General features: G+C 57.8%; 7 protein-coding genes and 1 pseudogene. 6 read left to right on the top strand and 2 right to left on the bottom strand.

What is annotated here, in order from left to right:
* Positions 1 to 989, top strand: a pseudogene (locus EF879_RS26665) (IS3 family transposase); the annotation flags it as partial.
* Between the two features lie 81 nt (positions 990 to 1,070).
* On the opposite strand, the gene EF879_RS28915 reads toward EF879_RS26665, so the two are convergent.
* Together EF879_RS28915 and ramB are read right to left on the bottom strand one after the other, a co-directional pair.
* A complete protein-coding gene (locus tag EF879_RS28915) occupies positions 1,071 to 1,454 on the bottom strand; it encodes an ATP-binding protein (protein WP_199736631.1) in 384 nt (127 codons plus the stop codon).
* 198 nt (positions 1,455 to 1,652) lie between these two features.
* Positions 1,653 to 3,062, bottom strand: coding sequence for an acetate metabolism transcriptional regulator RamB (ramB, locus tag EF879_RS26655; protein ID WP_123563329.1), 1,410 nt, complete (start codon positions 3,060 to 3,062; stop codon positions 1,653 to 1,655).
* 447 nt (positions 3,063 to 3,509) lie between these two features.
* Between ramB and EF879_RS26650 the strand changes: the two genes are divergently transcribed.
* From EF879_RS26650 to EF879_RS28440, 5 genes are all read left to right on the top strand, one after another.
* Positions 3,510 to 4,187, top strand: coding sequence for a succinate dehydrogenase cytochrome b subunit (locus tag EF879_RS26650; RefSeq protein WP_199736630.1), 678 nt, complete (start codon positions 3,510 to 3,512; stop codon positions 4,185 to 4,187).
* A 15-nt stretch (positions 4,188 to 4,202) separates the two neighbouring features.
* Positions 4,203 to 6,218 (top strand): fumarate reductase/succinate dehydrogenase flavoprotein subunit, encoded by a 2,016-nt coding sequence (locus EF879_RS26645; RefSeq protein ID WP_123563325.1) that lies wholly within the window; start codon positions 4,203 to 4,205, stop codon positions 6,216 to 6,218.
* The gene (locus EF879_RS26640) at positions 6,218 to 6,967 is read left to right on the top strand and encodes a succinate dehydrogenase/fumarate reductase iron-sulfur subunit (protein ID WP_123563323.1); all 750 of its coding nucleotides are present in this window, start codon (positions 6,218 to 6,220) and stop codon (positions 6,965 to 6,967) included. The genes EF879_RS26645 and EF879_RS26640 overlap by 1 nt, the downstream gene beginning before the upstream one ends.
* Positions 6,968 to 7,023: 56 nt before the next feature.
* Entirely contained in the window at positions 7,024 to 7,398 is a 375-nt protein-coding gene (locus tag EF879_RS26635) for a hypothetical protein (protein WP_123563321.1), read from the top strand.
* Between the two features lie 447 nt (positions 7,399 to 7,845).
* Positions 7,846 to 8,288: hypothetical protein (locus tag EF879_RS28440; protein ID WP_233604775.1), on the top strand; the 443-nt coding region annotated here is incomplete at its 3' end.

Genomic DNA, 8,288 nt, shown 5'->3' with positions numbered 1-8,288 from the left:
CTGGCAGAAGCCAAGATGGATAATGAGTTTTTGTCAAAAGCGACAGCCTTCTTCGCTGCGAAGCAACGCGAGCAGAAAAGTTCGAATTGATGCGGCAGGAGAAGGCCAACTACAGCATCAAACGTATGGCACGGCTATTAAAAGTATCTCGGTCTGGATACTACAAATGGGCCCATACGCAGCAGAAGCGACTATCCGGCGACGATGATCGCGCAGCATTCTACGACGATGTTGACCGCAAGATTCATCAGATTTGGTCGGACTCCGATGAGGTTTATGGTGCTCCGCGGATCACCGCAGAACTTACCGAGCGCTACCACATTTCGCTTAATCGTAAGACTGTGGCTAAACGAATGCGCATGATGAGCATTGAAGGGATTTCACCGCGGGCCTTTGTCCCAGTGACAACGGTCCAAGCCAAACGTAAGTCCACGCTTCCTGACCTGGTCAAGCGCATGTTTGATACTGGTGAGCTCAACCGAGTGTGGATGTCGGATATTACCTACCTGCGCACTGCTGAAGGCTGGTTGTATCTGTGTGCAGTCCGCGATGGCCATTCCCGCAGGGTACTGGGCTGGGCTATGGATAGCGTTCAAGATACATACCTGGTCGAACGGGCCCTGCGAATGGCGCATACGCTGCGCGGTGACGTGCCTGACGGGCTAGTGTTTCACGCTGACCGCGGAACCCAATTTACCAGCGAGAAGCTCTGGGAAGTTTGCCGCAACCTGGGCATTGCTCAGTCCGTAGGGCGTACCGGTGTGTGCTTCGATAACGCGATGGCCGAGTCATTCTGGTCAACGCTTAAAACCGAGTTCTACGACCGTAAGCGCTGGGCGACCCGTGATGCCGCACGCAAGGCCGTTGCCTACTGGATTGAAGTCGTCTACAACCGCCGGCGCCGACACTCCGCACTCGGTATGGTAAGCCCCGTCGACTTCGAGAACCACATTGGTCTAACCACCAGCAGAAAAGAAATAGCTGCCTAACCACTAGGTAGCTCCACTACGTGTCCACGATTTGCGGGCAACCCCATTTGCTCGCCTTTGGTATAGCGCAACTCCAGTATGTCATCGGCTTTGAGCTTCTGTGTTTGGTCCCCAACCCTTAGGTAGCACTCTCCTGCGGTTGTGTAGTGGACGTTCTCTGTTGGGGGAGACATGAAACAGATATATTTGCGCCGGCCCTTTGGTTGATGAGGAGTGGGATCCTGGATCTGGAATGTCGACGATTTCGACTTCATACCTGGTAGTGGGATCCGTGAATTCGTGGGGAGCTTGACGCAGTTGGTTAGCCTGTTTGGCGGAAGGTAGGCCATCCAAACTGCGGTTCGTAATTCCGACGGCGATGATCCCACCCTCCGCGTTGGCAAACGCTACTAACGCTTTTGCGAGATCTTTGGGTTGAATTTTAAAAGATTTTCGGTCAAACCATTGATTTTCTGGCTGGCTCAGTAGCTTTTCCCATGATGAGGCATATGGGGACTGGGGTCGTAGCTCATAAGGGTAACTCTACTCGAAAATTTTTCGAGTACATTTCGAGTAGCTTTCGAGTACTGCCAAACCGGCAGTTCATAACGTTATTTACTCGAAACGAGCTCTTTCGAGTAGATTTCGAGTAGCTTTCGAGTAGGTCGATTAGCTCCCGGAGCGCTAGTAAGGTGCAACCGCGGACCGGTGGGCATCGATGCTGATGACCTCGTTGATAGGCGGGAAGGCGCGCTGCGCGCAATTCTCGCGCGGGCAGGTGCGGCAACCAGAGCCGATGGGGGTAGCAGAAGAGAGATCTTTGAGGGCGAGACCTTCTGCGTAGACGGTGCGGTCGGCGTGGCGAGCCTCGCAGCCCAGGCCAATGGCGAAAAGCTTATTGGTATCGCCAAAGCGGCCTTGGTGGTGCTGTACCGCGCGAGATATCCACAGGTAATTGCGGCCATCGGGCATTTGGGCCAACTGGCGGGAAATTATGCCCGGCTGGGCAAAGGTCTCGTAGACATTCCACAGTGGGCAGGTGCCGCCATTATTGGAAAAGTGCACACCCGTGGCGGATTGCCGCTTGGACATGTTTCCGGCGCGGTCGACGCGGACGAAGGTAAAAGGAATGCCGCGCAGGTTATCGCGCTGCAGGGTGGACAGCCGGGAGGCGACGGATTCATAACCCACCCCGAAGACCTGGCAGAGGTATTCCACGTCGTAGCCGGAGCGCTCGGCCTCAGAATGCAGCAGGGTATAGGGCATCACGGTGGCGGCGGCGAAGTAGCTGGCCAAACCGCGTTGCGCTAGGTTACGCGAGGCATCCGAGGTAAACGGCTCTTCCTTCACTAAAGAGGAGATGCGCTCTCCGGCCTCGAGGAAGCTCAGCTCCGCAGCCATGCGGAAGGCGCGTTGTCCTTCGCTCAGGCGCGAGGCGAGCCGAAACTCGCCGGTTTCGCGGTCAAAACTGTGCAGCGTGCCATCCATCTGTGAGGTGATGCGAATGTCTACGTTGTGGCGATCGCGCAGGCGCTGGGCTAGGGCATGTTCGGTGTCTCGGATGCCGAATTGGGTGACCGAGAGGGCGTCGGCAAGCTGCTCCGCGTGGTGGTCCAGATCGTCCAAGTAGTTCTGGCGGGCGTAGAAGAAATCGCGCACCTCATCGTGCGGCATGGACAGTGCCTGGGTGGCCTCGGTGGTGCGGCGGGTATCGGTGGCGAGTGAGAGCTTATCGCGCACATTGCGATAGCGGCGGTGGACATCCACCAGGGTGCGGGCCACGGTGGGATGGTTATAGACCAGCTCGGAGAGCTCCTGCAGCTCGACGGGGGAGGGGCACAGTTCCTTGTCTTGGATGACGTCCTGGATCTCCGCGAGCAGGCGCGAGTCATCGTCGCGGGAGAAGAAAGTGGCGTCAACTCCGAAGACTTCGGTGATGCGAAGGAGGACCGGAACGGTAAGCGGCCGGACGTCGTGCTCGATCTGGTTGACGTAGCTGGCCGAAAGGCCCAGCGTGGCGGCAAGGGAAGCCTGGCTGAGATCGCGCTCACGGCGAAGCTGGCGAAGGCGGGATCCCACATACGTCTTACTCATGCCGGAAAGGTTACTGGGTGGCCTGCGGGTGTGCACCTTAATCGCAAAGAACTTGCGAAGAATGTTCACCCTCCTGTGGGGAATATGTGGGATTCATGCGAAAGTTTGACACATAAAGGGGTAAGGGGATCACTCCTGTAACACTGGGTGACCAAGTTCACAACTGGCGGAAGATTTACGCAACGTCAATATTGCGAAATTGCGAGCAGCCAAGGTAGTGACGTTTTGCCTCTAGGCTTCTAAGGCAACCCTTACCTAAAAGAATTCTGAGTTTAACCGTACCGCCGTACCGTTAGGTGAAACACCGCCGGAATTGACTGGTAACCAGCGGTTAAGCCCAGTTAAGGTGAGGACGACAATGGAGGTGTCATGACTTTAAGAAATCCCGACCGTGAGGCAGTAGCTCACGGCCACATTACTAACGAACCAATCCGTCAGAAGCCGGGAGTGCCCTCCTGGGTTCTGAAGCTCATCATGGCCGTCACTGGCCTGCTGTTTGCACTTTTCGTCGTCGGCCACATGGCCGGCAACCTGAAGCTGTATTTGCCGGCAGAAGGCGGCGACGAGGCACTGGATGAATACGGTGCATTCCTGCGCTCCATGGGTGAGCCGCTGTTCCCACATGAGGGCGCATTGTGGATCATCCGCGCGGTCCTGCTGGTTGCCATCATCGCCCACATCTACGGCGCATTTGCCCTCACCGCACGTTCCAAGGCGTCCCGCGGCAAGTTCCGCCGCAGCAACCTGATGGGCGGCCTTGATTCCTTCGCTACCAAGTCCATGCTGGTTACCGGCATCGTCTTGCTGCTGTTCATCATCTTCCACCTGCTGGACCTGACCCTAGGCGTGCAGCCCATCGCCCCTGGCGATTTTGCAGAGGGTGCGGTGAAGGCCAACATGATCGCAACCTTTAGCCGTTGGCCGGTCACCATCGTGTATGTGATCGCCATGTGCTTCCTGTTTCTGCACCTCACCCACGGCATTCGCCTCGCCGCTTCTGACCTGGGTATCACCGGTGCGAAGTGGCGTCAGACCTTCCTGATCCTGGCGTACGTCATCCCGGCCGTTGTCTGCATCGGCAACATCGTTATGCCTTTGTCCGTTGCCCTGGGCTTGGTCAGCTAAAGGAGTTAGAAACCCATGACTAATACTGAACTCAAGCGCGAGCACCCCAAGTTCTCGCACCCGCAGTCCATCGTTCCGGGCGTATCCGCCGGCAACATTCTGGAATCCAATGAGCCGCACGGCGTGCCAATGAAGGACATGTGGTCCCACCAAAAGGATCACATGCAGCTGGTTTCCCCGCTGAACCGCCGCAAGTTTGAGGTCCTCGTGGTTGGTACCGGCTTGTCCGCAGGCTCCGCCGCGGCCGCTCTGGGCGAGCTGGGCTATAAGGTAAAGGTATTTACCTACCACGACTCCCCGCGCCGCGCGCACTCCATCGCCGCGCAGGGTGGCGTCAACGCCTCCCGTGCCAAGAAGGTGGACAATGACTCCGCCTACCGCCACACCAAGGACACCGTCAAGGGCGGCGACTACCGCTGCCGCGAGTCCGACTGCTGGCGCTTGGCCAACGAGTCCGTGCGCGTTATCGACCACATGAATGCCATCGGCGCACCCTTCGCTCGTGAGTACGGCGGTACCCTGGCTACCCGTTCCTTCGGTGGTGTACAGGTCTCCCGTACCTACTACACCCGTGGTCAAACAGGTCAGCAGCTGCAGCTGTCCACCACCTCTGCGCTCTACCGCCAGATCGGCCTGGGCAACGTCGAACTCTTTGCCCACAATGATCTGCAGGACATCATTGTCTACAACGACAATGGCAAGAAGCGCGCTGGCGGCATCGTTACCCGCAACCTGATCACCGGTGAGCTCAAGGCCTTCACCGGCCACGCAGTTGTGCTGGGTACCGGAGGCTACGGCAACGTCTACCACATGTCCACCCTGGCTAAGAACTCCAATGCCAGCGCCATGATGCGTGCGTACGACAGCGGTGCTTACTTGGCCTCCCCGGCCTTCGTGCAGTTCCACCCGACGGGCCTGCCGGTCAACTCCGATTGGCAGTCCAAGACCATTCTGATGTCGGAGTCCCTGCGTAACGACGGCCGCATTTGGTCCCCGAAGAAGGAGGGTGACGACCGCGACCCGAATACCATTCCGGAAGAAGAGCGCGACTACTTCTTGGAGCGCCGCTACCCGGCATTCGGCAACCTGGTTCCGCGTGACGTTGCTTCCCGTGCCATCTCCCAGCAGATTAACGCTGGCCTGGGCGTTGGCCCGCTGCACAACTCTGTGTACCTAGACTTCCGCGACGCCATCGAGCGCCTCGGCAAGGACAAGATCCGCGAGCGCTACTCCAACCTCATCGAGATGTACGAAGAGGCCATCGGCGAGTCCGCTTACGAAACTCCGATGCGCATCGCTCCGACTTGCCACTTCACCATGGGTGGCCTGTGGACCGACTTCAACGAGATGACCTCCATCGACGGCCTCTTCGCCGCCGGTGAGTGCTCCTGGACCTACCACGGCGCTAACCGCCTGGGTGCTAACTCCCTGCTTTCGGCTTCCGTCGACGGCTGGTTCACCCTGCCGTTTACCATCCCGAACTACTTGGCTGACCACCTCAACGAGGAGAAGCTGGCCGAGGATTCCCCAGAGGCTCAGGCAACCCTGGCACAGTCCCAGGAGCGCATCGACCGCCTCATGGGCGTGCGCGGCGAGAACCCGCACGGTCCTTCCTACTACCACCGCCAGCTGGGTGACATCCTGTACCACGGCTGCGGTGTGTCCCGTAACGTGGAGGACCTCAAGGAAGCCATCACCAAGATCCGTGAGCTGCGCGAGGACTTCTGGGCTAATGTCCGCATCCCGGGCGAGGCCAACGACATGAACCAGGTACTGGAATACGGCCTGCGCGTTGCCGACTACCTGGACCTGGGCGAGCTCATGTGTGTTGACGCTCTGGACCGCGACGAGTCCTGTGGCGCCCACTTCCGCGAGGACCACCTCACCGAGGACGGCGAGGCAGAACGCGACGACGAGAACTGGTGCTTCGTTTCCGCCTGGGAGCCGGGCGCTAATAAGAACGAGTTCATCCGCCACGCCGAGCCGCTGTACTTTGATTCGATCCCGCTGATGACAAGGAACTACAAGTAATGAAACTGACACTTGAGATCTGGCGTCAAGCCGGACCGACCCAAGAAGGCCACTTCGAGACCGTCCAGGTGGACGATGCCTCTGAGCAGATGTCCATCCTGGAGCTGCTGGACCACGTCAACGAGGGCTACATTGAGCGCGGCGAAGAGCCTTTCGCCTTCGCCTCTGACTGCCGTGAGGGCATTTGTGGTACCTGTGGTCTGACCGTCAACGGCCGTCCACACGGCCCTGGCCAGAACACCCCGGCCTGCCAGCAGCGCCTGTTCAACTTCACCGATGGACAGACCATCAAGCTGGAGCCATTCCGTTCCGCTGCCTACCCGGTTATCAAGGACATGATCGTCGACCGTGCGGCATTGGATCACGTGATGGAGCAGGGCGGCTACGTCTCCATGGACGCTGGTACCGCTCCGGATGCGGATACCCTGCACGTCAACCATGAGACTTCCGAGTACTCGCTGGATCACGCTGCCTGCATCGGCTGCGGTGCCTGCGTTGCTGCCTGCCCGAACGGTGCGGCTCACCTGTTTACCGGCGCAAAGTTGGTGCACCTCTCCCTGATGCCGCTGGGCAAGGAAGAGCGTGGCCGCCGTGCTCGCAACATGGTCGATGACTTGGAAGCCAACTTCGGCCACTGCTCCCTCTACGGTGAGTGCGCCGATGTCTGCCCGGCCGGTGTTCCGCTGACCGCGGTATCCGCGGTTACCCGCGAACGTGCACGTGCTGCTTTCCGTGGCAAGGACGACTAAGCTAAGGTTATTCCGTAGGAATACTAGGAACGAGAGAAAGACAGAAAGACTCCGCCATGAGCGATAACACCCACGCAGTCGCTGACTACGCCAGCGAGACCTACCCAGAGTTCTCCGGTAAGATTCAGGACACCTACATTGAGGGCTACGATCCCGTGTCCTTCGGTGCTCCTCACTCTTCCCTCCTGCGCACCTCCACCTGGGTGGGCATGGGTCTGATCCTGTCTTGCCTCCCAGCTGCCGGAATCCTCATCTGGGGCCTCGGCGTGTGGGATACCCCGCTGGGCACCGCCGGCGAGGGTGACTACACCCTGACCACCATCATCGGCATCATCGCTCTAGCCGTTGTGGCTATCGCCGCCTTCGGCACCGTTCACTACGGCCGCCGCTACTACCGCAAGTACCGCAGGGAAACTGGCCGGGCCAACTAAATCGTTTCTTTAGTACACAACCCCCGCTTCCACCAGCATGCATGACATGCAGGAAGGCGGGGGTTGTTGCATATCCGCCCCTTCCAGCGACTCTTTGAGTCTGGTGGCTAAGTCTAGAAGTTCGTCGGGATTATTTGCGGGCCGTTGTTGAGACAGATTCTGTTGTGCTGCGCGTACAAACTTGGCGAGTGTGCCGGCGTCGCGGGCCAGTGGGGAAGTGGCAGGCAACTCCGCCTGTATTACCTGTAGGTGCTTGGCGGCACTGTTGGCGGCGTCTAGTGCGTACTCGTAGTCTCCAGTGTCCCCGTGCGCCCCAATAAACAACGCGCACAGTTGCGTGTTCTAGGCTTCATGAACAATGTCTGCCATTACTTCACCTTTCTACCCTTTTCCGGCTCGCGTTGAATGTAAGATTCTTGGCAACCTTTAAAAGATAGGACTCGATTAATGCATATATCTAATATTTATCTCGCCTACGTCAAACGCTTCTTTCTATCCGATCCTGATGCAGCAATCCAGGTTTTGGCAGGTGCCAGTTTTGATGAGCAACAGATTCTCGAGTGGATTGATGAAGGCAAAAAAGTAGACCATGACATTTGGTACGAGAAAATTCCGATAGCGAACCCTCCCCATTCTCTCAGTTCGCCGAGTGAGGTATTAGTTTATTTCGATGGGTGTTCTTTTAACGAAGGATGGGAACATGATTTCCAGTGGACAGATCCAGTAGGCCGTAGAGCCCTTATCCCCGAAAAGTTTAATGGAGTTGTACGCCCCCAACCTGAGACAGAAGGAGTGCTACGGGAAGACGGATATGTAGGTAATGATTACTATCTGTGGAGAGTTCCTTGCCCATGGAAAAGCCGCTACCTTTTAGCTCCGTTCCAGGAAAA

This window comes from Micromonospora sp. HM5-17 (assembly GCF_003762835.1).
Taxonomy (GTDB): Bacteria; Actinomycetota; Actinomycetes; order Mycobacteriales; family Micromonosporaceae; genus Plantactinospora.
This window is presented reverse-complemented; position numbering and strand designations above follow the sequence as displayed.

Coding starts and splice junctions, on each gene's coding strand:
- EF879_RS26635 (WP_123563321.1), top strand. CDS start 7,024: ATGAGCGATAACACCCACGCAGTCGCTGACTACGCCAGCGAGACCTAC.
- EF879_RS26640 (WP_123563323.1), top strand. CDS start 6,218: ATGAAACTGACACTTGAGATCTGGCGTCAAGCCGGACCGACCCAAGAA.
- ramB (WP_123563329.1), bottom strand. CDS start 3,062: ATGAGTAAGACGTATGTGGGATCCCGCCTTCGCCAGCTTCGCCGTGAG.
- EF879_RS26645 (WP_123563325.1), top strand. CDS start 4,203: ATGACTAATACTGAACTCAAGCGCGAGCACCCCAAGTTCTCGCACCCG.